At 58.5% G+C, this 26,232-nt stretch carries 20 protein-coding genes; 10 read left to right on the top strand and 10 right to left on the bottom strand.

Going from position 1 to position 26,232, the window contains the following annotated elements:
* Positions 1 to 37: 37 nt before the first annotated feature.
* The 6 genes from CIW53_RS02340 (at position 38) to CIW53_RS02315 (ending at position 6,812) form a co-directional block, all read left to right on the top strand.
* Complete coding sequence (locus CIW53_RS02340) at positions 38 to 775, top strand: class I SAM-dependent methyltransferase (RefSeq protein WP_172969561.1); 738 nt, start codon at positions 38 to 40, stop codon at positions 773 to 775.
* A complete protein-coding gene (locus CIW53_RS02335) occupies positions 772 to 1,728 on the top strand; it encodes a lysylphosphatidylglycerol synthase domain-containing protein (protein ID WP_149363082.1) in 957 nt (318 codons plus the stop codon). Before CIW53_RS02340 ends, CIW53_RS02335 begins: the two co-directional genes overlap by 4 nt.
* A gap of 131 nt (positions 1,729 to 1,859) precedes the next feature.
* Positions 1,860 to 2,990 carry an acyltransferase gene (locus CIW53_RS02330; protein WP_149363081.1) on the top strand — a complete coding sequence of 377 codons (1,131 nt, stop codon included), beginning with the start codon at positions 1,860 to 1,862 and terminating at the stop codon, positions 2,988 to 2,990.
* Between the two features lie 20 nt (positions 2,991 to 3,010).
* On the top strand, positions 3,011 to 3,964 hold the full coding sequence (locus tag CIW53_RS02325) for a glycosyltransferase family 2 protein (protein ID WP_149363080.1): 954 nt from the start codon (positions 3,011 to 3,013) through the stop codon (positions 3,962 to 3,964).
* 363 nt (positions 3,965 to 4,327) lie between these two features.
* Positions 4,328 to 5,740 carry a mannose-1-phosphate guanylyltransferase/mannose-6-phosphate isomerase gene (locus tag CIW53_RS02320; protein ID WP_149363079.1) on the top strand — a complete coding sequence of 471 codons (1,413 nt, stop codon included), beginning with the start codon at positions 4,328 to 4,330 and terminating at the stop codon, positions 5,738 to 5,740.
* Between the two features lie 133 nt (positions 5,741 to 5,873).
* Positions 5,874 to 6,812: a class I SAM-dependent methyltransferase gene (locus tag CIW53_RS02315; protein ID WP_197736604.1), complete on the top strand. Its 939-nt coding sequence runs from the start codon at positions 5,874 to 5,876 to the stop codon at positions 6,810 to 6,812.
* A 60-nt stretch (positions 6,813 to 6,872) separates the two neighbouring features.
* Here CIW53_RS02315 and CIW53_RS02310 read toward each other — a convergent pair whose 3' ends face one another.
* The 10 genes from CIW53_RS02310 to CIW53_RS02265 all read right to left on the bottom strand — a co-directional run bounded on the left by CIW53_RS02310 (position 6,873) and on the right by CIW53_RS02265 (position 22,462).
* Positions 6,873 to 8,219, bottom strand: coding sequence for a phosphomannomutase (locus CIW53_RS02310; protein WP_149363078.1), 1,347 nt, complete (start codon positions 8,217 to 8,219; stop codon positions 6,873 to 6,875).
* Between the two features lie 9 nt (positions 8,220 to 8,228).
* Complete coding sequence (locus CIW53_RS02305) at positions 8,229 to 10,796, bottom strand: phospholipid carrier-dependent glycosyltransferase (protein WP_172969560.1); 2,568 nt, start codon at positions 10,794 to 10,796, stop codon at positions 8,229 to 8,231.
* Positions 10,797 to 10,878: 82 nt separating this feature from the next.
* The gene (locus CIW53_RS02300) at positions 10,879 to 11,751 is read right to left on the bottom strand and encodes an NAD-dependent epimerase/dehydratase family protein (RefSeq protein WP_242451737.1); all 873 of its coding nucleotides are present in this window, start codon (positions 11,749 to 11,751) and stop codon (positions 10,879 to 10,881) included.
* Between the two features lie 22 nt (positions 11,752 to 11,773).
* The gene (gene gmd / locus CIW53_RS02295) at positions 11,774 to 12,808 is read right to left on the bottom strand and encodes a GDP-mannose 4,6-dehydratase (protein ID WP_149363076.1); all 1,035 of its coding nucleotides are present in this window, start codon (positions 12,806 to 12,808) and stop codon (positions 11,774 to 11,776) included.
* Positions 12,809 to 16,366: a glycosyltransferase family 1 protein gene (locus CIW53_RS02290; RefSeq protein ID WP_149363075.1), complete on the bottom strand. Its 3,558-nt coding sequence runs from the start codon at positions 16,364 to 16,366 to the stop codon at positions 12,809 to 12,811.
* Positions 16,367 to 17,803, bottom strand: a complete 1,437-nt coding sequence (locus tag CIW53_RS02285) for an FkbM family methyltransferase (RefSeq protein ID WP_149363074.1) — start codon at positions 17,801 to 17,803, stop codon at positions 16,367 to 16,369.
* The gene (locus tag CIW53_RS02280) at positions 17,800 to 19,026 is read right to left on the bottom strand and encodes an ABC transporter ATP-binding protein (RefSeq protein ID WP_149363073.1); all 1,227 of its coding nucleotides are present in this window, start codon (positions 19,024 to 19,026) and stop codon (positions 17,800 to 17,802) included. The genes CIW53_RS02285 and CIW53_RS02280 overlap by 4 nt, the downstream gene beginning before the upstream one ends.
* A complete protein-coding gene (locus CIW53_RS02275) occupies positions 19,023 to 19,817 on the bottom strand; it encodes an ABC transporter permease (protein ID WP_149363072.1) in 795 nt (264 codons plus the stop codon). The genes CIW53_RS02280 and CIW53_RS02275 overlap by 4 nt, the downstream gene beginning before the upstream one ends.
* A gap of 13 nt (positions 19,818 to 19,830) precedes the next feature.
* Positions 19,831 to 21,240 carry a glycosyltransferase gene (locus tag CIW53_RS02270; RefSeq protein ID WP_242451736.1) on the bottom strand — a complete coding sequence of 470 codons (1,410 nt, stop codon included), beginning with the start codon at positions 21,238 to 21,240 and terminating at the stop codon, positions 19,831 to 19,833.
* A gap of 55 nt (positions 21,241 to 21,295) precedes the next feature.
* Positions 21,296 to 22,462, bottom strand: coding sequence for a PLP-dependent aspartate aminotransferase family protein (locus CIW53_RS02265; protein ID WP_149363071.1), 1,167 nt, complete (start codon positions 22,460 to 22,462; stop codon positions 21,296 to 21,298).
* Positions 22,463 to 22,663: 201 nt separating this feature from the next.
* On the opposite strand from CIW53_RS02265, the gene rfbB reads away from it, so the two are divergent.
* From rfbB to rfbD, 4 genes are read left to right on the top strand one after another with little or no spacing between them, the layout of a single operon-like run.
* Positions 22,664 to 23,713, top strand: a complete 1,050-nt coding sequence (gene rfbB / locus CIW53_RS02260) for a dTDP-glucose 4,6-dehydratase (RefSeq protein ID WP_149363070.1) — start codon at positions 22,664 to 22,666, stop codon at positions 23,711 to 23,713.
* Positions 23,710 to 24,597: a glucose-1-phosphate thymidylyltransferase RfbA gene (gene rfbA / locus CIW53_RS02255; RefSeq protein WP_149363069.1), complete on the top strand. Its 888-nt coding sequence runs from the start codon at positions 23,710 to 23,712 to the stop codon at positions 24,595 to 24,597. The genes rfbB and rfbA overlap by 4 nt, the downstream gene beginning before the upstream one ends.
* On the top strand, positions 24,594 to 25,151 hold the full coding sequence (gene rfbC, locus CIW53_RS02250; RefSeq protein ID WP_149363068.1) for a dTDP-4-dehydrorhamnose 3,5-epimerase: 558 nt from the start codon (positions 24,594 to 24,596) through the stop codon (positions 25,149 to 25,151). The genes rfbA and rfbC overlap by 4 nt, the downstream gene beginning before the upstream one ends.
* Positions 25,148 to 26,095, top strand: a complete 948-nt coding sequence (gene rfbD, locus CIW53_RS02245; RefSeq protein WP_149363067.1) for a dTDP-4-dehydrorhamnose reductase — start codon at positions 25,148 to 25,150, stop codon at positions 26,093 to 26,095. Before rfbC ends, rfbD begins: the two co-directional genes overlap by 4 nt.
* Positions 26,096 to 26,232 lie beyond the last annotated feature (137 nt).

Raw genomic sequence — 26,232 nt, 5'->3', positions numbered from 1 at the left:
TACTATTGCTAGAACCCCTGTGGCAATGGAAAGCATTATGTCCAATCAAGAACGACGAGCGCATGCCATCAGTGATCGCGATAGCCGGCTGCTCAAATCCGAAAAAATCATCAGCCTGGTAGGCGAGGAGCGATTCGATGCTGCTCGCGACATCCTAGAGGTGGGCTGCGGCTCCGGCATCATTTCGAACGCATTGGCTACCGCTGGGCATGGCCGACTTAACGTTTTTGCCGTCGATGTCGCAGACAATCGAGTGGAAAAGGACGGCTATATCTTTCAACAAGTGCACGGCACAACGCTTCCCTACCCGGATCATAGCTTCGACCTTATAGTCAGCAACCATGTTATCGAACACGTCGGTGATCGCAACGCGCAGCTGCATCACCTGAAGGAAATAAGAAGGGTATTGAAGATTGATGGTCTGATCTATCTCGCAGTGCCGAACAAGTGGCGAATCATAGAACCACATTACCGGCTCCCTCTGCTTAGCTGGCTGCCCCAACGGATCAGCGATGCATACGTGCGGCTCTTCAAGCGCGGCAGTTACTACGATTGTCAGCCGTTGAGTGCGCGGAAGGCAATGACTCTATTCCACGATGCCCACCTCCAAATTAACGACGTCACATTGAACGCACTCCGCACCACGCTGACGATCGAGCACCCACGCCATCCCATAACCCGCCTTGTCAATGGCGTCCTACCGGACTGGTCACTTTCGCCCGCTCTACCGATCATTCCTACATTTGTCTTCATGCTTAAACCGCTGCAGTCATGAAGCGTCTTCTTACAATCGCCGGACTCTTGATCAGTTTGGCCTGTGGATTTTTCTTCTTCCGCTCTGTTGCCGTTCATTGGGACGTGTTTACCCACATGAAATGGGCAAAATGGGTCTGGCCCGCCCTTGCGCTAACTTTGATTCTGTACATTGGGACGTATGCGCTAGTAACTTTTGCATGGGGTCGCTCACTTAAAGCATTGGGTTATCCGTTGGGCTACCGCGTCATGCTGCAGATCCTGTTGTTGTCGCAGTTTGCGAAATACTTGCCCGGCAATGTCGGTCATCATGTCGGTCGCGTCCTGCTTGCCAAGCGTGAAGGATTGCCAACAGAGATCGTGCTTGGCAGCATGCTCATGGATACAATGCTCGTCCTCTTCGCAGCCTTTGCGGCCAGTTTTCCTGCGTTGCATCTTCTGATCCAAGTTGCGAGCGACAAAGGATCTGCAAATACCCGAACGGTGGCCATCCTGATCGCCGCGTTTGTTGCATTTCCCGGCATTGTCATGCTGCTTCCGGCGGCACGAAGAATGGTAATCCGCCAGTTGGGGCATATCGCCCAACTAGTTCGCCGCGAGAAGTTTCCGTTACTAGCCGCCGCATGGTCAACTCATTGCGCGAGTTTTCTGATTGGGGGGACAGCCCTGTATCTCCTATGCATCGCCTTTTCAGGTAATTTCAGCGCCCCATACTGGATCGATACAACGGGCGTCTATGCAGCTGCGTGGCTACTGGGATTTCTCATCCCTGGCGCGCCGGCTGGACTTGGTATACGTGAAATTATCTTATTGTTAGGACTCAGCCCATTATTTGGTATTGAAGCAGCCACAGCAGCCGCAGCCGCATTACGCCTTATCACCACCATTGGCGATGGATTGGCCTTCGTTCTAGGGCTTATTTTGCGCAACATGCAACGGGGAATTCAAAGCAATGCCCATTCTGACTCAATATGATAGTTTCGCGCCGTGTTCAACGACGCGAGCACACTATTTGGCAAAGAAGCGTCTTGACTGGCGCGTGAGAAGGTTCATTCGGTCATGTGAACTGCAGAACGGCATGCAACAAATACCAAGGATACTATTCGATGAATAGCATTTGCGCTCGTTCGGAAACCGGACGTATCAAGGCTTTCGATAGCTTGCGTGGCTTAGCCGCACTAGGCGTGGTTCTATGGCATTACGGCGCTCACTTTCAGGCGCACCCGCTTGCCGGTGTGTTTACGCCATTTTATCGTGCAGGTTACCTCCTCGTTGACTTCTTTTTTGTCCTCTCCGGATACGTCATTACCCGGGCCTACTGGACAGATAGTCGCAGGCATCGCTTGGGCGCGAACGTTCGCTCCCGAATTGCGCGCCTCTATCCGCTACATTTTTTTACACTCCTTATTGTGGCAATTTTGCAGTGGCTTCTAACAAGCCATGGCGACGCTCCTTTTATTTATACGTTCAATAATGGATATCATTTTTTACTCAATCTCGCGATGATCAACGGTATTGGGTTTCAGGAAGGTTATTCCTTCAATGGCCCCGCATGGTCGATATCGACCGAATTTGTTGTCAATATTGCGTTCCTCGCATTTATTGCAAGCACGCTCCTGTTGCGCGGCGTTTACCTTCTTTCCAGTTTGGCAATATGCATATTGCTTTTCGTGTCTTCGCATAGCATTGTCAACGGTGACCGAGTGCTCGGATATCTTGATGCACAGTTGGTTCGCTGCATGCTTGGTTTCGGTACCGGCATCATGTTGCAACTCGCACATCGCCGCGGTTGGCTTGCCTACTCAAGGCTACCTTCCTGGGCGTGGGACTTTTTAGTTCTCGCAGTAATTACGGCTCTCATTATCTTCATGAATACGCGACGACCTCATGCGAGTGTCGTTTCGTATCTTGCTGTCATTGCTCTGTCAGCACTTGTGCTTGCCACCGTTTTTAAGTCAAAGAACATCAAAAAATTTCTCGAATTGCGGCCACTTGTTTTTTTAGGTGAAATATCTTATTCCATCTATCTTGTTCATTTCCCTCTGCAACTATTGTTCGTTGTCATTTGCAGTTACTGTGAAATTACACTAATTTACAATGATTTACCGATCATGGCTTTATATTTTCTCCTTCTTATCTCATTGTCGCATTTGACCTACAAGTACATAGAGCAACCCGGTCAGATCCTCCTCAATCGGCGCCGCCAAGCACGACTTAAATCTGCAGCAGCCCCCTAATCGGTAGGTAAAGGATATCCATGAAACTCATCATCCAGATTCCCTGCCTCAATGAAGCCGAGACGCTGGCGATCGCCTTGGCTGAACTGCCTCGTGAAGTCGTGGGTTTTGACTCCGTTGAATGGCTGATCATCGACGACGGCTCGACTGACAACACAGCGGAAGTTGCCCGTCAGAGCGGTGTCCATCACGTCGTGCGCCACCCGGTGAATCGGGGCTTGGCCGTCGGCTTCATGTCCGGCCTCGATGCATGCCTGAGCCTCGGCGCTGACGTCATCGTCAATACCGATGCGGACAACCAGTACTGTGGTGCCGACATTCCCAAGCTTACTGCGCCGGTGCTGGCCCACGAGGCCGACATCGTCATCGGTGCGCGACCGATCGACGAGACCGAACATTTTTCCTGGATCAAGAAAAAGCTGCAGCGACTTGGCAGTTGGGCCGTGCGCGTGGCCAGCAAGACCGACGTCGCCGATGCCCCGAGCGGCTTCCGCGCAATGTCGCGCGAAGCGGCCATGCGCCTCAACGTGTTCAACGCCTATACCTACACACTGGAAACCATCATCCAGGCGGGCCAGAGCAACCTGACCATCGTTTCCGTGCCGATTCGCACCAACGGCGACCTGCGCCCGTCGCGACTGGTCAAGAGCATCTCCAGCTACGTCAAGCGTTCGCTGGTGACAATCCTCCGCGTCTTCGTGATCTACCGTCCCTTGGCGCTGTTCTTCTACGTGGGCTCGGTATTCTGGCTGATCGGCCTCGCTGCGGGCGCACGCTTCCTTTATTACTATCTCGACCACAGCGGCGAAGGCCACGTGCAGTCGGTCATCCTCGCCTCGCTGTGCGTCACGCTCGGCATGTTGCTGTACATGATGGGGCTGATCGGTGACTTGATCGCCACTAATCGCAAGCTGATGGAAAACATCAACACCCGTCTGAAGAAAATGAGCTACGACCGTCGTGATCGGGATTGATCCAAGCATGTACGCATGCTTCACCGGATCCATGCCCGGACGCATCAATCCCGGAGCCGGTCGTACAGTGTCAGCGGAGTCTTCCAGCCGAGTAGTGGATCAAGCAGAGCCTGGACGCTCGCACTGAGCGTAATCATGGCGTTGCTGACGTTATCTCGCCAACTAAGTCGACGCAATCGCGCAACCCTCCCATGACATGCAGCCGCTTCAGCCATTCAAGGCCTCCTCAGACTTCGGGCAAGTCGGAGTATTACACTTGGAGAACTTAGACGTCGGCGCCTGCACTGCCCAAACGGATGCCGGCAATCCTGCGGCGGCGCAACCTTACGCCACTTGAACTTGAACCTTGAAAAGGAGTTCTTCATGTTGATTCCCGTCATCCTCAGTGGCGGCAGCGGCACCCGGCTATGGCCGCTGTCGCGCAAGAACCTGCCCAAGCAGTTCCTCCCGCTCGCCGGTGACTCGACACTGTTCCAGCAAACCGTGGCGCGTGCGCAGACGCTGCCTGGCGCGGTCAGCCCGATCGTGGTCTGCAGCGAGGATCATCGCTTCCTTGTTGCCGAGCAGTTGCAGATGCTTGGCGTCTCCGATGCCTCGATCCTGCTCGAACCGGTCGCTCGCAATACTGCGCCAGCCATCGCACTCGCTGCACTGCAGGCCTTGAGCAGGGATCCCGATGCCACCTTGCTGGTGCTTCCCGCCGACCACCTTATCGGCGATAAGGACAGCTTTGGCGATGCCGTGCGCAAGGCGTTGCCAATGGCTGCAGATGGTTGGCTGGTCACCTTCGGCATTCGTCCGGATGCCCCGGAAACCGGGTTCGGCTACATCCGCCGCGGCAATCCACTGAACGACAGCGGCTACCAGGTTGACGCCTTCGTGGAGAAGCCCGACCGCGCCACCGCCGAGTCCTATCTGAATACCGGCACCTACGACTGGAATTCGGGCATGTTCCTGTTCCAGGCGAGTCGCCTGCTTGAAGAGCTGGCGCAACAAGCCCCATCGATCCATGCCGGCGTCGCCGCGGCCTTCGAAGGTGCGCATACGGATCTCGATTTCGTGCGCATCGACAAGGAAGCGTTTGCCAAGGTTCCGGAAGATTCGATCGACTACGCCGTCATGGAAAGAACCCGGCGCGCCGCTGTAGTTCCGGTCAGTTGCGAGTGGAGCGACATCGGTTCCTGGGCCGCCTTGTGGGCTGCGTCCGAACGCGATGGCAACGGCAATCGGCTTGAAGGCGATGTGCTCGCGCTGGACAGCGACAATTGCTTTGTCCGCAGTACGGATCGTCGCATGGTTGCACTGCTCGGCGTGCATGATCTGGTTGTGGTCGACACGCCCGACGCCGTGCTGGTGGCCGCTCGCGATCATGCGCAAGATGTGAAGAAGCTGGTCGACCAGTTGAAAGCCGCCGACCGCCCGGAACACATGTTCCATCGCAAGGTATATCGGCCCTGGGGAAGCTACGACTCCATTGACATGGGCGAACGCTTCCAGGTCAAGCGCATCGTGGTCAAGGCGGGCGCAGCACTGAGTTTGCAGAAGCACCATCACCGGGCCGAGCACTGGATCGTGGTGTCCGGCACCGCGGAAGTGACGCGCAACGACGAGGTGTTCATGCTCAGCGAGAACCAGAGTACCTACCTGCCGCTGGGCAGCGTGCATCGCCTGCGCAACGTCGGCAAGTTGCCGCTGGAGCTGATCGAGGTGCAGTCCGGCAGCTACCTAGGCGAAGACGACATCGTACGGCTGGAGGATGTCTACGGTCGCGCCTGAGCAAACGCGGGCATCCACCTACCCTGGCTGGTGAACCACCCTTCAGTATTTGCCGGTGGCGCCGTTCGCGAAACCATCGAGCTACCTATGCAAGCTCCGAAAAATTGAACTCAACCCATCGCCAAGGAATTCAATGAATCTGGTCCGAGCCGTGAAGAACAAGTTCTTGTCGATCCGCCATGACGACGTCACTGATCCACGCCAATTTCAGCCTGCTCTTCCTCTGCCGACCGGATACGGGAGGGAACGGCTGCTGACTGCACTGGAACCGGCCAGCATCGATGGCTCGGCCCGGGGCGAGATGGCAGCGTATGTCCATGCTGATCTTGAAAGATTTATTCACACCCTCGGCCTTGCGCCTGAAGATTCACGCGGCAAGGCACTCGAGATCGGTGCCAATCCCTATTTCATGACACTGCTGTTCAGGAAGTTCCGACCTGATCTCGAATTCACCCTGGTGAACTACTTTGGCGGCGACACGCATGAAGCGGTACAGCGCGTCGCCTTTCCCGGGTTTGATGATGATCCCCAAGACATCAGGCTGGCCTATCACAATGCCAATCTCGAATTGACAACACTGCCGTTCGAGACAGACAGCTTTGACGTGGTCGTGTTTTGTGAGGTATTGGAACACCTCACGGTTGATCCGTTGCATGCGATGCTGGAACTGAAACGCGTCCTAAAGCCGGGGGGCCGGTTGATCCTGACCACCCCGAATGCCGCACGGCTGGAGAACGTCTCGGCGTTTGTCGAAGGGCGGAATATCTACGATCCATATTCAAAATATGGGCCCTATGGGCGTCACAACCGGGAATACACCCGTCATGAACTCTCGCTGCTCTTAGCGCACTGTGGATTCGAGGTCGAGACCTTTTACACGGCCAATGTGCATGATGACATTGCACCCAACGCTCGGAATGCTGCCGCGATAAGCGCTCTGATTAATGGAATACCGAATCGCAAATACGATCTCGGGCAGTACCTGTTCACCGCTTCGATCAATCGGCGCGAAGCCGATGTCGGGCGGCCTTCCTGGCTCTTCCGGAGCTATCCACCGGAAGAAATGGCCTGACCCGCCCAACCTTGTTCATGGCTAGGCATTGACCTTGCGGATGACGCAGGCACCTGAGGGCTATTCAGCGATAAGTGCCTCGATCTCCGCCGTCTTCGCGGCAAGCAGGTCTGCGTCAGCGCGAGTCTCGACATTCAACCGCAGCAATGGCTCGGTGTTGGATGAGCGCACGTTGAAGCGCCATTGCGCAAACTCCACGCTGAGTCCATCGGTGTGGTCGATCGCCACCGCCGCGGCCGTCGCATAACGATCCTGCAACCGCTGCACCACGGCTGCCGCATCGGCTACCTTGAAGTTGATCTCGCCGCTGCATGGATAGGCGGCGATGCGTTGCTCGACCATCTGCGCCAGGGTCATGCCGCTACTGCTGACCCGCTCGGCAATCAGCAACCAGGGAATCATGCCGGAGTCGCAATAGGCGAAATCGTGGAAGTAGTGGTGCGCGCTCATCTCGCCGCCATAGACCGCGTCCTCCGCCCGCATGCGCTCCTTGATGAAGGCATGCCCGGTCTTGCACAGAACCGGCACGCCCCCGGCAGCCTTGACCAGGTCGATGGTGTTCCAGCTCAGCCGCGGATCATGCACGATCTTGCCGCCGGGATGCTTCGCCAAAAGTTGCGCCGCCAGCAACCCGACCAGGTAATAGCCCTCGATGAACTCGCCGTCGGCATCGAAGAAGAAGCAGCGGTCGAAGTCGCCATCCCAGGCGATGCCGAAGTCGGCGCCGCTGTCGCGCACCGCCGCGGCCGTGGCCGCGCGATTCTCCGGCAGCAGCGGATTCGGGATTCCATGCGGAAAACGGCCGTCCGGTTCGTGATGGATGCGGATGAATTCGAACGGCAGATGCGGCGCCAGTTCATCGATCACCACGCCAGCTCCGCCGTTGCCGGCGTTGACCACAATCTTGAGCGGCCGCAAGGCGCTGCGATCGACGTAGCCGAGCAAGTGCTCGATATAAGCGGACTTGTCCGCATCCACCCGCAGCGAGCCGACCGTTGCCACCGGAACGAACCGGCCCGACTCGGTCAGCGCCTCGATATCGCGCAAGCCGGTATCGCCGCTGACCGGTCGCGAGCCGTCGCGCACCAGCTTCATGCCGTTGTAGTCCATTGGATTATGGCTGGCCGTGACCATGATACCGCCGCCGACACCGCGGTGCGCCGTCTGGAAATACACCTCCTCGGTGCCGCACAGACCGATGTCGATCACCGCTGCGCCACCATCATTTAACCCGCGCGCCACCGCCGCCGCCAGCAGCGGACTGTCCAGCCGCACGTCGCACCCGACCACCACCTCTCGCGGCTGCAGGATCTGAGCAAATGCCCGGCCAACGCGGTAAGCCACATCTTCATTCAACTCATCCGGGACGCGGCCGCGGATGTCGTAGGCTTTGAAACATTTGAGCATGGCTGGTTCTCAACGCTGCCTTGGGTTTGACTTGGTGGGTATCGGAGTCGGCACAATCGGCTTCGTCGACAGCTGACCGCCGGGATCAAGCGGCGATGCTGTCAGCGATTCCAACATGATGGCCAACAGACGTTGATCGCCGTTGATGCCGAGTGATTTCGGCGTTGCTGCATCCGGCAAATCGAAAGCGACCTGGATCTTTTGCGTCGAATCGAGGTCTGCCGCCGGGATGTCCACATCGAGCAGCAAGTGGGAATCAGGATAAGTTATCGTTCTGGTGACAACTTGGACCCCATTGACCTTCACCAGTATCCGCTGCCGTGGATGAGCTGCCGTAATCAGGCCATTCATCCTGAAAGTCAGACGAATGCCCTGCCTGATCCGCGATAGCGCCCGTGGGTCGATCTCGATCTCGGCATACTTGGCGTTGCTCCACACCCCGGCGCTCTCCGGCTGACTCCAGCCACTTGCCAACCACTGATTCCAAGCACCCGGCGCCTGGAATCCCTGAGGATGCCCGAGCGGGAAAATAGGCCTGTCCAGGCGATAGAGGTAAAGGTTCATGTTCTCGCGCAAGAAGATACTGTGCGGATAAGAATGATTCCATTGGTACGCCCAGACCTTGATCAGAGTGCTGTCTATGAGCTGGAATCCGCTCGGCGTATCCGCAGAGGGCGAAAGCACGAAGACATCGTTGTAGCGTGCATTCAATGCAGCGATATAGCTCGGATCGGCCAGGCTCGCGCTACTCATAGTGACTGCCGGGAGGCCGAGGGTAAACATGATCGGCGTCTTGATCTCGCTGTTGTTCGGCAAGCCCGGTCCCATGACATCGAGCAAGACAACGTCGTTGCTGTCCACCGGTGACAACATTTTCACCAGGGACTGATACAAGCCGGCGCTTTCGTTTTTGCCCAATTGCCCTGCCGTGACTATGCCGCTGTAGATCAGGGTAATCGTCATGGCCACACTCAGCGTGTGTCGCCCGTAACCCGAAGGCATGCGCGACCAAATCACCAAGACAAACAAAAGCATGTACGGAACGATTTCGCTGAGCAGATAGCGAGCGTAATAGGGTCCATACGGAATTACCCACAGCAGGACAGCAATATAGACAAAAAATCCGGCCACAAAAAATCGCAGGAATTCGATTCGCGGATCGTCCTGACGACGCAAGACCCATCCCACGAATGCCACCGGCATCAGGGGCCCGAGATAAACAAATAGGGTGACAAGGCTGCTGGCCCTCACCGCCCGCCAATGACTACCAGTCAGTCCCCAGACAACAGTCAGTCCGTGGTCGCCTTGGAAATGCTCGGTCCAGCCCAACTGGTAGACCTTATAGGTACCAATGACCAAACCGACCAAGACGATCGGACCAATCGCGCGTCGCGCCAATGTCATGACGCTCTTGCCAAGAGCGCGACCGGCACCCGAATTCACAGCGGCAGTGAGGCCCCACCACAGCAGCATCCCGATAACGACGACCGCCGCAAGTTCGACTCGCCAGTGGCTGGGAAAGATGCGTTCGAAAGAGGATCGGTAAATATCCTCTGAGTACTGGTGCGACCAATGCAAACCATAGCCCACCGACAATACATACAAGGCGACAACGCCCATCACCCAGCGCTGCATGCTCCTCTGCCGTACAGGATCCTGATCCATGACAGCGCCAGCCATCGCCATCGCGACAAAAAACGGGATGTACATGAAGCCACTGATACGGGTGACAAACAGTGCACCGAAGCTCAGCATCGACAGCAACAGCCAGCGGTTGTGACGTGAACTGGGCGCAGCACTCCAGAACCGTGTCAGATAGGTAAATCCGATCAAGGAAAATGCCAACGTCGGTACCTCCGTTACCGGAAATTTCGAGAAGAAGGCATGCAATGGATTGATTGCCAGCAGTAGTCCCGCAATTAACGCCGCCCGTGGCGAATCAGTAAGCTCCAGCGCCAGTCGATACATGAACAACACCGACAGCAGAGCAAAGAAAGTGAGCGCGTAGACCCCAAAGGTGCTGCCGAAACTCCCAATGAACAGAGCCATCCAGACCGGAAATAGATGGTAAAATTGAAAGCTGAGACTGTCGCCTGTCGGGTTCTTGATATAAACGCCGCTGACAAAGTCACCGCCTTTAAGCGGTCCGCTAGACGCCCGTACATGGCGATTCTCAGAGAGGTAGCGGTCGACGAAGGGTGACCCCTGCAGCTTGTCCAAGGCAGTATCGCGAACCTCGATACCGCCGGTGTGCTCGATATAGTGGGCAATGTTGACGTAAAGCCCTTCGTCTTGGCCACCCAATACGTAATTGAACGCGGGCAAGCGGAAGAACAGGCAAACCAGCAGAAGCAAAACCAGATGCGTCCATTCCGGTACACGCGCGACAGGTACCCCGCCCCCCCGTACACGCCAGGCGTAGACCCCGGTCAGCAGTGTGGCCGCAATACAGATCTGCGGCGCCAGAAAATGGCCGAACAGTGTGGTCAACAGACCCATCACACTGGCAGCCAGAACCCAGACCACGGTCATCTCGAGCACACGATCGACGCGAGCGCCCAAATTTCCGGATTGCATATTCGTTCCCCTGTGCTTGTCAGGCTGGACTGTCCGACGCCCCCGGACCCAACCTAGCAAATTTAAGACCACGCGCCGGCTGTCACTTAGGGGCATACATCCAAGCCAGAGTATCCCGCAATGGTATTGCTGGAACGACACCCGTCACCTGTCGCAGCCTGCCGCTGCAGCCCACCAGCCTCGCCACATCCTTGCTGCGCACGAAAGCCTGGTTGACCCGAACTTCAATCCGGTAGCCCGCGATCTCGGCCATCATGTCGAGTATGTCCGCCAGTGAACGGCCCACGCCGGAGCAGATGTTGAAGGTTCCGCCGGACAGCTGCGCCTTCACGATCGATACGTAAGCTTTCGCAACATCACGCACGTCACCGAAATCACGAACCACGTCCGTGTTGCCAAGCTCGATCACGCGCTCGCCGCGACGGAAATGGCCGACGATCTTGGGAATCAGAAACTGCTCGGATTGCCCGATGCCGGTGTAGTTGAACGGCCGCGTGATGACGATCGGCAGGCGATGCGCCCACAGATGCGCCATGTACTCCATCGCCAGCTTGCTCACCGCGTAATCATTTGCGGGCGCCGGCGGCGTGTCTTCGGTAATCGGCTCGACCTCGGCGTTGCCGTAGATGTTGGCGCTGCTTGCCAACACCACGATCTGCGGCTTCTGTTCCAGCTCTGCCAGTGCCTCGAGCAAGTTCCGCGTACCGACCACGTTGACACGATAGATCTCGTCGACATCACCGTGGGCGACAAATGAAATGGCGGCCAGATGCAGCACCACATCCGGCCTGACCTTGGCCACCGCCGCAGACACGGCCTCGCGATCGAGCAGGTTGGCGGTGATCGAACCCGCGTCTGTAACGTTCTGACGATCACTCAGACCAACCACTTCGTAGCCGGCGGCTTCAAGCTCGGCCGCCACATAGCGGCCCGTGAATCCGTTGCGACCAGTCAATAGCGCACGTGGCCTGCCCACCTCAGAACGACGCCCCACGCTCGTTGCGGACCAGGTCGGCGTCGACCATCATTTTGCACAGCTCCTCCAGCGAGGTCTTCGCTTCCCAGCCTAGCTTCTCGCGTGCCTTGGAAGCGTCCCCGATCAACAGCTCGACTTCGGCCGGACGGTAGAAACGTGGGTTAATCCGCACCAACTCGCGCCCGTTACCTGCGTCGACACCGCGTTCATCCTCGCCGCTGCCACGCCACTCGATCGCGATCCCGCCGGCTTTGAACGCCATGCTGACAAAGTCGCGCACGGTCTCGGTACGGTTGGTTGCCAGCACGTAGGTATCCGGCTCATCAGCCTGCAGCATGCGCCACATGCCCTCGACGTACTCCTTGGCAAAACCCCAGTCGCGCTTTGCATCCAGGTTGCCCAACTCCAGCACGTCGAGCTTGCCCAGCTTGATCTTGGCTACCGCGTCAGTGATCTTGCGCGTCACGAACTCGCGTCCGCGCAGTGGCGACTCGTGATTGAACAGGATGCCGCTACTGCCGAAGATGCCGTAGGACTCGCGGTAGTTGACCGTCATCCAGTGCGCGTAGAGCTTGGCCACACCATACGGGCTGCGCGGATAGAACGGGGTCTCTTCATTCTGCGGTACCGCCTGCACCTTGCCGAACATCTCCGAGGTCGATGCCTGATAGAAACGAATGTCCCGATTGATGGTGCGAATCGCCTCGAGCATGTGCACGGCACCGATGCCGGTGATGTGCCCGGTAGTAATGGGCTGATCGAATGACACGCCGACAAAGCTCTGTGCGGCCAGATTGTAAACTTCACTGGCGCAGGCGGCCTCAAGCAAGCGGATGCTGGAACCAAGGTCCGTCAGATCGTATTCCGCGAGAATCAGGTTGGGGTTTTTGTCGATGCCAAGTTCTTCGATACGCCAGAAATTGACGGAACTCGTGCGACGGTAGGTGCCGTAGACGCGATAGCCTTTTCCCAATAGCAACTCAGCCAAGTAGGCGCCATCCTGTCCGGTGATACCTGTAATCAGTGCAGTCTTCATTTATTTCGATTCCATGGTTTCTGGGTGAGGTAGTGCCAGTTCCGTAACCATGGCGGGTTGGGCAATACTCTCTTCGAACAATTCCAGGCGACGAAAGGCGAGTCCTGTCGAGCGCCCAACTCCCAGTTTCAACTCAAGATCGTCTACATCTTGTTCCAGCTCCACGTAGCCCTGCATGATCGTGGTCATCTCGCCTGATCTGCATGGCAGCATCTCCATATGCAGATGGTTGAGGTTTCCAGCGGAGCTCACCAAGTCCAGCCATGCGCATCCATTTGTCCCAGTCCACATCCCAGTCAAGGCAACTCGGTAGCGGCCAGCCGAAACCGGGACGCCTGGACCACTCGCAAGCAACCCCTGACGACCCGCCGACCAAAAACATTCCCTTCGAAAATCACCGACCGCTGATTCCATGCGGACATCGTATGCGGCCAGTGCATACCTCCGACCTGGCATCCAGCTATAAGGCCAATGGTGACCCCTAATCAGGTCGATCACCTGATCAGCGCTCTTCCGCCAGGAATGCCATGAGAGCCCGTCAGAGGTGACTACGCGACCAAGCTTGCGCTGATCCAACCAATCTAGAACTGCAACTCCCAGCGATTCCGGATCGTACCCGGAGAAATAGGTAGCGTGCTCACCAGCAACTTCGCGGAACACCGCAATGTCGCGAAGAAGAAGTGGCACGCCGTAATGGGCGGCCTCGATAATCGGCAGCCCGAAACCTTCACCTTCGGACGCCATCACCAATGCGCTGGCCCTTCGATACATGGCGACCAACACGTCGTCCGCCGCCGCAGCCAGCCAAAACAGGCGGCGACCCAACTCCGGATGCGACCTGACCCTTTCGATCAATTCCTCGACAAGCCATCCTTGCTTGCCGATCCATACCAAGTTGACATCGACGCCCCGCGACCATAGCCACTCAAAAGCGAGCAAAACCTGCGAGCACCCCTTCCTTGGCTCAACCGTTCCCACCATCAAGAAAGTTATGCGATCACCAAGTGGTCCGATGACAGCATCGCAAACATTGACTTCCAGAGTATCCGAGGTCCTGACCTCGTTGAACTCAACACCCGAATATGCAACGCCGATTTTGATCGGGCGCCGACGTAGCGGACGATAAACCTCAAGCCAGTCCCTATACTCGGCAGCGACCGCATGAGAAACGCACACAATGCCGTCTGCTATCTCCGACGTAACCTCATACCAAGCACGGAACGTGGGAACAATCGCCGGATCGAAACAGTCCCGCCTCAAGATCGGCAAGAGATCATGCAGGAGAAAATAGACCTCAACACCTCGCTGGCGCATCCAATCGAACGTACCGCGAAACTGTGGCACCAAATGAGCCGTCAGGTCCAGTCCATAGAAAATGTCGCTGTACCCGAACTCAACAAGGTCGTCCGCCGGTAGCTGAATATCTCCAAGATAACGCGTAGCGCAAAAGCTGCGTGCATAACGGAAGCGACCGGTGTCATCCTGGAAAACCGGCTCGACTCGAAACCCTTCGGGAGGCAGCCTTAGCAACTCGTTCAATACGTTCCGAACGACGCGCTGGATACCTGTGCCAGCGTCACGCACTGCGAGCGTGGAAATATCGACAAGCAGCTGCTTCCGCATTCCACCAACTCGGCTGTTCCGTGTATAAGCTTGGGCTATGCGCGCGAGATCGTTATCGCCAGCGTGCTCCGCTTCCGGCAGATCCGCGACCCCGCTGGCAAAATCAACGTCCACTGTCTTCGTGAAACTGGACAAAAGCTCATCATGAGCTCGCCCCGGCTTGTCCGGGCAGGCAATCCCGGCCTCATCGACCGAAGCAGAATCAGGGCCTTTCACGCTCCAGAAAGCCTCGGCCAAGGCCGCGGCAGGCACAAGATCCGAAAGCAGAGATGAATCCCAATCGACTTGCTGTGCACGCAGGACAGCCGCGTACCCCCCTACCAGATAAACAATCCCAGCTAATAAATCCCGGCCCGCCTTACCCTTTTGAATCAGTGCCCTGAGAGCGTCACCAATCCTGTCGGCGCTAATGTGGAAGTGCACCGGACTGCTTATTTTATGGAGCGCAAGGAGGATATCCGCAATGTACGGATCGTCATCAAGCTCGACAACAATGAGATCGTAACCTTCAATTGACCGAGCGAGCTCCAACAGTGAGCGGGCGGATGGGAGATCGGAAAGCGCTGGACACGATTCGCCCGCAAAAATATCAACCTCACACCCCTCCGCAACGGCAAAATCAGTGCGACGGGATTGACATGGCAACCAAGCGATGACCAACCCTTCTACCCTAGGTTTTGTAGAAGTTTGATGATGGGCATGCTGTCGGCGACTCTTCCTGGCGGTCGATTCAAATGCCTCGATCGCGCGAGCGGCAGACTGTTGCCATGTAAATTTCCTTGGCTGGGACTTGGCATGCGCTTTCAGCTTCTCGCGCAGACCTTGATCGGTGAGTGCTTGAACAAGCTTGGCCGCAATTGAATCGGCTCGACGCGGGTCGAACAGGGCGTCCGGAAAACCGATCACCTCAGGTAAACTGGTTGTGTTGGAACCGATGACAACAGCGCCGCAAGACATTGCCTCTAGCGCTGGCAATCCGAACCCCTCTTGCAAAGATGGGAAAACGTACAAATGGCATAAATTGTAGAGCTTGACCAAATCCATATCCGGAACATATCCGGCGAACACTACGTCATTTGGCAGCAGACCGGATCGGATGATCAGTGATTCCAGCTGCAGGCGCTCCTGCTTCGGAGGCCATCCCACAATCACCAGCTGATAAGTCGAGCGGATATTCGCCGGTAAACTGGCAAATGCCTTCACCAACTCACCAATGTTCTTTCTCGGATCAAAGCCGCCGGCATACATGATGAACGGTTTTTCAAAACCATAACGCCGCGAAATTTGGAAACGTTCGGACTCCACGCCCTCGAGCATCCTGAAAATCGGATCGGCTGCGCCACCGATGTTAAAGACCTTCTCGGCGGGGATGTCGAGCAACTCGCCCGCCTCGTCGCAGGTGTATTTCGAAATGCCGAGTAACATATCAGCTCGCATCAAGTGGCTGATGCGCTCGTGATACCAGTCGCTGATACGAGCATCGCCGAGATAGCTCGCCTTGCTTGCCAAGGGAATCAGGTCATAAAGCGTGATAGCGTGAAGCGGAGAGCCGGGCGAATTCGGCACCGAGCTGACGATATTCTCTGCCAATCCTTCGAACAAGCTTGCGATGTGGACCACATCAGGATGCAACGTGGAAATGAACCGCTCCCGCAACATCGTCGCCGCATGGCGCCGAAATCGGCTTTCCTTATTTATGGCGGCTACATGATCGACACCTTCCCAGACAAGAATGCGATCTTGCGGGATCAAGATATCAATATCATCACGGATACGTTCAATCTCTTCCTCAAGCATGCCACTTAACACGACGATAAAGTCGTGAGCCCCAGCGTTGGCCATCATCGCCTTAGCTAAGGATAGCGAATAGCGACCGATGCCTCGCCTGCTACTCTCAGGCGACTGACAAGCTTGGAGATCGAGCACAATCCTCACTTATTTCCCTCCCTTCATGCCAGCACTGTCTGCTATTAGCCAGCCTTTTCGGCGCCATGCCCGATTCAGTATTGAGCGCATTCGTTCTTCATCCCTTGTGGGCTCCCAATTTACGTTCAACTGCTCGACCGCACCATGCGAATGGTCAAATTCATCCCGGCCCCTTTCCCCATACAGGAACAGGCGCCCTCTATTCGCTAGACGCGAATCATCTCCGAGTAAAGATCGCAGCATCGCCCTAGTCCATGACCATTTTGCAATCTTACGCAGTAGTGGTCGCGCGCACCGTGCAGTCCGCCGCAAAAGGTTATAAGGGGCCGCCTTGAGCCAGAGCACCCAAGCGCGAATAGCTCTGACACAAAAGCGCAATGGTGCCGTGAGAAGCCATGATGTACTCCGACGGTGCTCCAACAGCTGATGCTCGATCGCTGCAATACCACCGTCTCGCAATTTCACCTCATGGTGCAATCGACCAATTTCGGTGTTGCTCTCGGTAAGCAACGAATTTAGCTGGCTAATTTCGGTGTTGCTCTCGGTAAGCAACGAATTTAACCGGCCAATTTCGGTATCGCTTGCGGCAAGCACGGAGCTCAGCCGGCTAATTTCAGCATCACGCGCGGCAAGCATGGAATGCAATTCAGCATTCTGATGCTGAAGCGAGTCACGCTCCAGTTCTGCACGAATGCCGCGCTCCGCATTTGTCAACATGTCAAGCTGTAATTGAGCTCGCTGCAAATCTAGGCGTGCCACTACCTCAGGAGCACGAACGAACCTGTCGAAGACGTTAGGCGGATGCACGAATGCAGCACACAACTCATTGTGCTCTTCAGCCACGTAGAAGCGATTCAAACCATCCTCATAAACATAGCGGTAACCGTGGCCAACCAGAATCGGATCCCAATCGGCGTAGGCTGGGCGTTGCGTGTTTGGCTCGGTCGCCTCTACGAGGATGACCCATGGCCGCACTCGTTGGAATGAAAACCCCCGAAATACCGCAGCCTCGGCTCCTTCACAATCGACTTTGAGAAAGTGCACCTCACGGACATCATGCGCATCACAGATGGCGTCCAGAGTTACGCATGGCACGTCCGTCTCCGTGACACGGAGCCCGGCCGCAATGTGCCGCTTGGCAAACTCAGGATCTGTCGTCGAAAGCCCGCTGTTTTCGACCTCATAGAGATGCAAGCAACCAGGACTGTCAGACACTGCCAACTGGAGATTGATGTCGTGCGCTCGATCGGCAACCAGACGCTCAAACCAGTGTGAGACAGGTTCAATATTGACGCCATGCCAGCCGCGCTCGTAGAACGCCTTCGTCACTGAATCATTCACTGGATCCTGAGCGCCAACATCGATGTAAAAACCTGAGGTAACATCGTGCAGCGCGCGCAGCAGCATGATGTCCTCATAGTTCTGCGCGTAAGAGGTTTGGGTCATACTTTGCTCACCTCGATCGTTGGGGGCATCCACGCCACACCGGTAAATGGCGTACGCGTCAGGTTGGACACACTAAACACGAGAGCCAGATCCAGCCACTCGAAATTGTTTACGAGGTGCGTTTCGGTACTGACGAGCGCGGTCGACACAGAATAGGTACCCGGACCAACGTTCATCGGGAAGACCGCATCGAACTGCAAAACGGATCCAGCAGTCGCGTTCTCGATCGCCTGATTTGTGTAGTGCGTGTTGATTCCGAAGACGGGCTGACCTAGACGGTCCTTAATCATATAGCCGAGAACCAGACGCGGAATATCCGCGTGCACACCTACGCGAATATGTAACGTGACCGGTTGCCCCACATCAACAAATTCCACCGGTTCACCGCGATCATTGAGTAGGGCGATTGATTCCACGCGCGCCTCACCTGTCCCAGATGCCGTTTGCTCGCGCCCGCTCGCATGCTGCTTGATGACAACGGTGTTGTTTTCCCGTTCCGCAATAAGTGCGTTGTATAGATCCATGACTGTCGCCGGATCACCATCCCTGAGCAGGCGACCTGAATCCAGAAGAATTGCGCGGTCACAAAGACTCTGCACTGCGCCGGCATCGTGCGAGACGATCAGCAAGCTGGTGCCTTGCTCGCGGAACTCGCGAATACGTTTGAAGCACTTGTGCTGGAAATAGGCATCGCCGACCGACAATGCCTCATCGACGATCAGGATTTCCGGCCTGAACGCGGTGGCTACCGAAAAGGCCACCCGCATCTGCATGCCGGTGGAATACATGCGGGCCGGTTCGTCGAAGTAGCCGCCGATCTCGGCGAATGCCTCAATCTCGTCGATGACCCCGTCAATGGCCTGCCGCGAGAAACCCATCAGTCCCGCCGAATGGTAGACATTCTCGCGCCCGCTGAGGTCAGGGCTGAAACCCATGCCAAGCTCGAGAATTGCCGCAATGCGCCCGTTCACCGTCACGCTGCCGGTGGTGCCCTTGAGGGTGCCGGTGATCAACTTGAGCAGGGTGCTCTTGCCTGCGCCGTTCTGGCCCACGATACCGATGGACTCGCCATTGGCGACATTGAAGGAGATGTCACGCAGTACCCAACTCTCCGACTTCGTCGACACCTTGAAACCGAACCATCCCGCGAAGCGCTGCCATTCCGAGCGGTATTCGCGAAAGGCCTTGCCCAGCCCACGGACAGCCAATAAGGGTTCGTTCACAGCACGTCCACCATTTCCGGCGCCGCGCGCCTGAACAAGAACAGAGCCAACAGCAGCAGGACTGCCGATGCCACTGTCATCACGATCAACCCGTTGAATCCCGGCGCGCGCCCGTACAACATCACGTTCTGAAACGCCACGACCATGTGCAGCATCGGGTTGAATTCAAGTATCACGCGCAGGCGCTCGGGAACGATGCTCGGCATGTACACCACCGGGGTCAGCCAGAACAGGAGCTGCAGAACCACCGTCATCACCTGGGCCACGTCCCGGACGAACACGTTGAGGACGCCCAGGATCAGGCCGAGGCCGAGGCCGAAGGCCAGGTTGATGCCGATCAGCAGCGGCAGCCACAGCATCGCCAGAGTCGGCGGATGACCGATCAGCAGGAACACGCCGATCGCCGTCGCCAGCAGCAGCAGATTGTTCACCAGCGAGGAGCCGCCGATGATGATGGGGAGGCAGACCCGCGGGAAGGCCATCTTCTTCATCAGGTTGCCGCTGTCCACGAATACCGTCAGCGATCGCGTCACCACCTCGGCGAAAAGCGACCAGGCGATCATGCCGGCCATCAGGTAGATCACGTACGCGTAACGGTTGTCGATGCCGGGCAGCTTGGCCGCCATGATCCGCGACAACACCAGTGCATAGATCGCGACCTGCGCCAGCGGCTGCAGCACCATCCACAGCGCGCCCAGCTTGCTTCGCGCGAAACGCGAGCGAAGATCATTCCTGATCGACGACACGATGAAGTGACGATAGCTCCATATCGCCGCAAGAATCTCTTTCATGAAACAAGTTCCTTCAGATGGTGCCGCTGGGCGACACGGTACCCGGCTCCGGCCTGGTGAGGGCGCCGGAAGACGACAACGCCTCCACGCGCCTGATTATCCGCTGTGCCGACAGGTGTGGCGAAAGCCGTTCACGGATATCGTGCGCCGCCTGCGCACCGATCCTCACTGCAAATTCTGGATCCCCGACCACCTGCCGCATCAGCGCAGCAGCATGCTCGACGCTCGCCTCCGCCCAGCGCTGGCCAGCATGGTGGACGTACTCACCTTCGCCCACCGGCACCAGTTGATAATCCACCAGGCAACTGTTGTCCGCCGTCATGAAGTCCATGTTGCCGGACCATGCGGTGGCAATCACCGGTTTGCCCAAGCGCATGCACTCTGCCAGCCCCAGTCCGAAACCTTCGGCACGGTGCAGCGAAACGTAGGCGTCCACGCATCGCTGCAGCGCCGCCACATCGCCGCGACCAATCACTTCGTCGCGAACCATGATGCGCGGATCACCGACCGCCGCAGCGAGCAACTCCTGCAGCTTCTCAAGGTGCCGGTGACCATTGCTCGACTTGATGAGCAACCTGACATCGGCGCGACCGTCAGCGAAGGCCAGGCGGAATGCCTTGATCACGGCCTGCGGGTTTTTCCGCTCCAAACTGGAGTTGAAATCGAAGCTGTTCATGAAAACGAAGCTGTCTTCATCAAGCCCGAAGTCTGAGCGCATCAGTCCGCTGTCATGCCCCTCGTCGACGGGCAGCGGAACATGCCACACCGGTTTGTCGGTGACGTGTCCGACCGCTGTTTCAATGAAGCCGGTGGAGACCATGATCTCGTCAACCAGCTGCAAAGCCGGCAGCCATTCGGACGGAAACACCTCCAGCTCCCAGAACCAGCAAGCAATGGTGTGGCGGTTGCCCATCCGTTGGCGGCCGATGCTGTTGATGGCCTCCTCGAGATGATCTGGATTGACGAAGATCAGATTGACGCCGTAGGGCAACTCGTCGGTGATACGCGAATCGAAGCTGGTGTCGTCCATTCCGTGCGGAATATCGATGTCGATGTTGTGGATGGCCACCGGATACCCCTCGGCCATCAGAGCCCGCGCATACAGGCGAGCACCTTCGGCAAGCCCGAACTGACCGCGGACATAGGCAAAGATATTCACGCCGACCGCATCGTCGTACTCGGCTCGAGCGGCACTGGCGGCCAATTCGAGCCCGGGTGGGTGTGGCCGACCCCGCCAGTTCGGCGTGCGCTTGAACCTGATCTGCTCACGGACGCGCGCGGCCAGAGCTCCGGACAATCGGTTGCGGAACACCGCCGGAAAATGGCGGTAGACGGCCTTGAGCCATGGCTGCCGGCGAATCCATGCCGACAGGTTCAAGAGCCCGAGGTCCAAAGCCATCCTTTGCTTGCGCACTATGCTCACTACCTGCCTCCGATCTTCATGCTGCGGTTCGCAGGACTCTCTTGCCAACCGGACCTCATTTGCCCAACGCGTCAGCCAGCTCGGCTCGCAGGTCCTCGATATCTTCCACTCCCACAGACAACCGGATCAGCCCGTCGCTGATGCCCAGCCGTTTGCGATTGGCTGCCGGCACTGAGGCGTGCGTCATGATCGCCGGATGCTCGATCAGGCTTTCGACGCCGCCGAGCGATTCGGCCAGCGCGAACAGTTCGCAGCGCTCGAGCATGCGGCGCGCCTTTTTCAGGCCGCCCTTCACCTCGATCGTGATGATGCCGCCGAATCCGTCCATCTGGCGCTTGGCCAGCACGTGCTGCGGATGGCTCTTGAGGCCCGGGTAGATCACGCGTTCGATGGCAGGATGCTTCTCCAGCCACTTGGCCAGTTCCATTGCGCCGGCGCAGTGCGCCTGCATGCGCAGATGCAGGGTCTTCAGGCCGCGCATGGCAAGGAATGCGTCGAACGGGCCGGCCACGGCGCCCACCGAGTTCTGCAGGAAGCCCATCTGCGCGGCCAGTTCCTTGTTGCCGGCAACCACGATGCCACCGACCATGTCGGAATGGCCGTTGATGTACTTGGTGGCGGAATGCAGGACCAGGTCCGCGCCGAATTCCAGCGGACGCTGGATCATCGGTGAGCAGAAGGTGTTGTCGACCACCAGGATCAGGCCGTGCTTCTTGGCGAAAGCGGCGACCTTGGCCAGGTCGACCAGCTTGAGCATCGGATTGGTCGGCGTCTCGGCCCAGATCATTTTCGTATTGGGCTTCAGCGCGGCCTTGAGCGCCGCGCCATCGTTCAAGTCGATGAAGCTGAAATCCAGCCCGGCCGAACGTCGGCGCACCTTTTCGAACAGGCGATAGGTGCCGCCGTAGAGGTCGTCCATCGCGATGACGTGGCTGCCCGAGTCGAGCAGATCCAGCACGGTCGCAGCCGCGGCCAGGCCCGACGCAAACGCGAAGCCGGCCACGCCGCCTTCCAGATCCGCCACGCAGCGTTCGTAGGCCATCCGGGTGGGGTTCTGCGTGCGCGAGTACTCATAGCCCTTGTGCTTGCCGGGGCTTTCCTGGACGTAGGTCGAGGTGGCGTAGATCGGCGTCATGATGGCGCCGGTGCTGGGATCGGGATGCTGGCCGGCGTGGATCGCCCGTGTTCCCAGTGCGTGAGTGGCGTTGGCTTTTTTGGTCATGGCGGGCATCCTAAAAAATGCGATTCAGCCCGGTGACCGAGCCGCGAGAACTAGCCTGCCATGATACCCGCGAACAGGTGCCATTTGCCTTAACGACGACACGTCATAGCACTCCAATGCGCTCCGCGGTACGCATTGGAGCCGGAATCGGCCAATCTGCATGGCACAATCCACGTTTATAAAGATATCGACCGGGATCCCATGAAAACTCTGCTTGTCACCGGTGGCGCCGGTTTTATCGGTGCCAATTTCGTGTTGCAGGCGATGGCCGACGGCCTCCGCGTCATCAATCTGGACAAACTCACCTACGCCGGCAACCCGGACACGCTGGCCGCGCTGGCCGGCAACGAGCGCCACGTGTTCGTGCACGGCGACATCGGCGACCGCGCGCTGGTTTCGGCATTACTGGCCGACCACTGCCCCGACGCCATCGTCAATTTTGCCGCCGAATCGCACGTGGACCGCTCGATCGATGGCCCGGCCGAATTCGTGCAGACCAATGTCGTGGGCACGCTGGGCCTGCTCGAATGCGCCCGCGATTTCTGGCGCGGACTGGAAGGTGCCGCCCGCGACGCGTTCCGCTTCCTGCATGTGTCGACCGACGAGGTCTACGGTTCGCTCGGTGCCGAAGGCAAGTTCACCGAGCAGACCCCATACGCGCCGAACTCGCCGTATTCCGCCTCGAAGGCCGCCTCCGACCACCTGGTGCGCGCGTTCCACCATACCTACGGCTTGCCGGTCCTGACCACCAATTGCTCGAACAACTACGGGCCCTACCAGTTCCCTGAAAAACTCATCCCGCTGATCATCCAGAAGGCGCTGACCGGAGAGGCGTTGCCGGTCTATGGCGACGGGAAGAACATCCGCGACTGGCTGTTCGTGGGCGATCATTGCAACGCCATCCGCCGCGTGCTGGAAGCCGGCCGCGTCGGCGAGACCTACAACGTGGGCGGCAATGCCGAGCGCGAGAACATCGCCGTGGTCAAGACGATCTGCGCACTGCTCGATCAGCGTCGACCGCTGGCCGACGGACGCCAGCGCGAATCGCTGATCACCTACGTCAAGGACCGCCCCGGCCACGACCGCCGCTACGCGATCGACTCCAGCAAGCTGCAGGACGAACTGGGCTGGCAGCCCACGCACACGTTCGAAACCGGCATCGCGCAGACGGTGGACTGGTACCTCGCGAACCAGCCGTGGAGCCAGCGCGTGCTGGACGGGAGCTATCGCATGGAGCGCCTCGGATCATGACGACAACCAAAGGCATCATTCTCGCCGGCGGTTCAGGCACACGGCTGTATCCGATCACCCGCGCGGTCAGCAAGCAGCTGCTGCCGGTGTACGACAAGCCGATGATCTACTACCCGCTGGCCACGCTGATGCTGGCCGGCATCCGCGAAGTGCTGATGATCAACACGCCGCACGAGCAGGACATGTTCCAGCGTCTGCTCGGCGACGGCTCGCAATGGGGCATCGACATCCGCTACGCGGTGCAGCCCTCGCCCGACGGGTTGGCGCAGGCGTTCACGATCGGTCGCGACTTCATCGATGGCAAGCCGAGTTGCCTGGTGCTGGGCGACAACATCTTCTACGGCCACGGCTTCACCGAACGCCTCAAGCGTGCCGCGGCGCGTGATCATGGCGCCACCGTATTCGGCTATTGGGTAAAGGATCCGGAGCGCTACGGCGTGGCCGAGTTCGACGCTGAGGGCAAGGTCATCGGGCTGGAGGAAAAACCGGTGCAGCCGAAGTCCCACTATGCGGTGACCGGCCTGTATTTCTACGACGCCCGCGTATGCGACTACGCCGCCGCGTTGAAGCCGTCACCGCGTGGCGAACTGGAGATCACCGACCTCAACCGCTGCTACCTGGACGAGGACTCGCTGCATCTGGAGCAGTTGGGCCGCGGTTTCGCCTGGCTCGACACCGGCACCCACGATTCGCTGATGGAAGCGGGCAACTACATCGAGACCATCGAGAATCGGCAGGGGCTCAAGGTGTGCTGTCCGGAGGAGATCGCCCACTTCAACGGCTGGATCGACGACGAGCAGTTGCTGCGCCTGGCCGAACCGCTGGCCAAGACCGGCTACGGCCAATACCTGCAGAACCTGCTGCGCGAGGGACACGCGCGATGAAGGTGATCGAGACCGCCCTGCCCGGCGCCCTGATCCTCGAACCGCAGGTGTTCGGCGATGCCCGCGGCTTCTTCTACGAAAGCTACAACGAGGCGACGTATCGCAAGGCCGGCGTCGACCATCGCTTCGTCCAGTCCAATGTCTCGCGCTCGGCCCGCGGCGTGCTGCGCGGGCTGCATTACCAGTGGCCGAATCCGCAAGGCAAGCTGGTGAGCGTGCTTGAAGGCGAGGTCTACGACGTGGCGGTGGATATCCGCCGCGGCTCACCCACGTTCGGCCGCTCGGTCGGCGTGATGCTGACCGCCGGCAACCATCGCCATTTCTGGATACCGGAAGGTTTCGCGCACGGCTTCTGCGTACTGTCCGAGTTCGCCACGTTCACCTACCAGTGCACCGCGCTGTACGACGCAAAGGCCGATGCCGGCATCCGCTGGAACGACGCGGCGCTGGGCATAGACTGGCCGTTGAGCGATCCGCTGTTGTCCGACAAGGACGGCAAGGCGCCGCTGCTGCAGGACGTGGCACCGGAGCGGCTGCCGGTTTTCGTATCGTGAAGATCCTGCTGCTCGGCGCCAACGGCCAGCTTGGCCGCAGCTTTCTCGACCATCACGGCCTGGCGACGCGTGGCGACCTGGTCGCCGCCAGCCGCGATGGCCTGCTGACTGGCGGCGGCCATGGCGAAGTGGCGGATCTTTCCGACCTGCCCAGCCTCGGCGCTCTGCTCGAGCGCGTGCAGCCGGACGTGATCGTCAATGCAGCCGCCTATACGGCGGTCGATCGCGCCGAGCAGGAAGAGGCGCTGGCCACCCGCGTCAACGGCGAGGCCGTCGGCACGCTGGGCGACTGGGCCGCCGCACACGGCGCGCTGGTGATGCATTACTCGACCGATTACGTCTTCGACGGCGGCCAGTCGCAGCCCTACGCAGTGGATGCGCCGACCGGACCGCTCGGTGCCTACGGCCGCAGCAAGCTGGCCGGCGAACGGGCGCTGCGCGACAGCGGCGCCGATCACCTGATCCTGCGCACCGCATGGGTGTATGCCGCGCACGGACAAAACTTCCTGCGCACCATGTTGCGCCTCGGCGCCGAGCGCGAAGAGCTGCGCGTGGTCGCCGACCAGCACGGCGCACCAACCGACACCACCCTGATCGTCAACGCCAGCCTTGCTGCGCTCGATCGCTGGCAAGACGCCGATGCTGCACGACGCAGCCAGCTCGGGGGCACGCATCACCTGGTCGCCAGCGGCGCCACGACCTGGCATGGCTTCGCCAGCGCGATCTTCGAGCAGGCTCATACGCTGGGACTGCTCGCCCGGCAGCCGCGCGTGGTGCCGATCGTCAGCGCCGAATTTCCCACGCCGGCCGTGCGCCCGGCCTGGTCGTTGCTGGACAACACGAAATTCCAGCAACAGTTTGATGTGGCTCTACCGGACTGGCACGACGGCCTGTGCAACGTGATGGCCCAACTCGCCATCAAACACAGCGCTCCTCCGTTGTAGGAGCCCACGTTGTGGGCGATGCCCCCGCAAGCGTTCCGTTATCCTTGGAAAAGCATCGCCCACAAGGTGGGCTCCTACAACACTGCTGGCGTGTGTCGCGGAAACAGATACGCACGCGCCGGACTTTGCCCAGGGCT

The sequence above is a fragment of the Rhodanobacter sp. T12-5 genome (assembly GCF_008329435.1).
Classification (GTDB): Bacteria; Pseudomonadota; Gammaproteobacteria; order Xanthomonadales; family Rhodanobacteraceae; genus Rhodanobacter.
Note: the sequence above shows the minus strand (reverse complement) of the source record. Positions and strands in the feature narration are given on the sequence as shown.

Excerpts from the sequence above, each read along its gene's own strand:
- CIW53_RS02265 (WP_149363071.1), bottom strand. The coding sequence starts at position 22,462 with ATGACCAAAAAAGCCAACGCCACTCACGCACTGGGAACACGGGCGATC.
- gmd (WP_149363076.1), bottom strand. The coding sequence starts at position 12,808 with ATGAAGACTGCACTGATTACAGGTATCACCGGACAGGATGGCGCCTAC.
- CIW53_RS02325 (WP_149363080.1), top strand. The coding sequence starts at position 3,011 with ATGAAACTCATCATCCAGATTCCCTGCCTCAATGAAGCCGAGACGCTG.
- CIW53_RS02275 (WP_149363072.1), bottom strand. The coding sequence starts at position 19,817 with ATGAAAGAGATTCTTGCGGCGATATGGAGCTATCGTCACTTCATCGTG.
- CIW53_RS02285 (WP_149363074.1), bottom strand. The coding sequence starts at position 17,803 with ATGACCCAAACCTCTTACGCGCAGAACTATGAGGACATCATGCTGCTG.
- rfbA (WP_149363069.1), top strand. The coding sequence starts at position 23,710 with ATGACGACAACCAAAGGCATCATTCTCGCCGGCGGTTCAGGCACACGG.
- CIW53_RS02320 (WP_149363079.1), top strand. The coding sequence starts at position 4,328 with ATGTTGATTCCCGTCATCCTCAGTGGCGGCAGCGGCACCCGGCTATGG.
- CIW53_RS02315 (WP_197736604.1), top strand. The coding sequence starts at position 5,874 with ATGAATCTGGTCCGAGCCGTGAAGAACAAGTTCTTGTCGATCCGCCAT.
- CIW53_RS02340 (WP_172969561.1), top strand. The coding sequence starts at position 38 with ATGTCCAATCAAGAACGACGAGCGCATGCCATCAGTGATCGCGATAGC.
- CIW53_RS02310 (WP_149363078.1), bottom strand. The coding sequence starts at position 8,219 with ATGCTCAAATGTTTCAAAGCCTACGACATCCGCGGCCGCGTCCCGGAT.
- rfbC (WP_149363068.1), top strand. The coding sequence starts at position 24,594 with ATGAAGGTGATCGAGACCGCCCTGCCCGGCGCCCTGATCCTCGAACCG.
- CIW53_RS02335 (WP_149363082.1), top strand. The coding sequence starts at position 772 with ATGAAGCGTCTTCTTACAATCGCCGGACTCTTGATCAGTTTGGCCTGT.
- CIW53_RS02305 (WP_172969560.1), bottom strand. The coding sequence starts at position 10,796 with ATGCAATCCGGAAATTTGGGCGCTCGCGTCGATCGTGTGCTCGAGATG.
- rfbB (WP_149363070.1), top strand. The coding sequence starts at position 22,664 with ATGAAAACTCTGCTTGTCACCGGTGGCGCCGGTTTTATCGGTGCCAAT.
- CIW53_RS02330 (WP_149363081.1), top strand. The coding sequence starts at position 1,860 with ATGAATAGCATTTGCGCTCGTTCGGAAACCGGACGTATCAAGGCTTTC.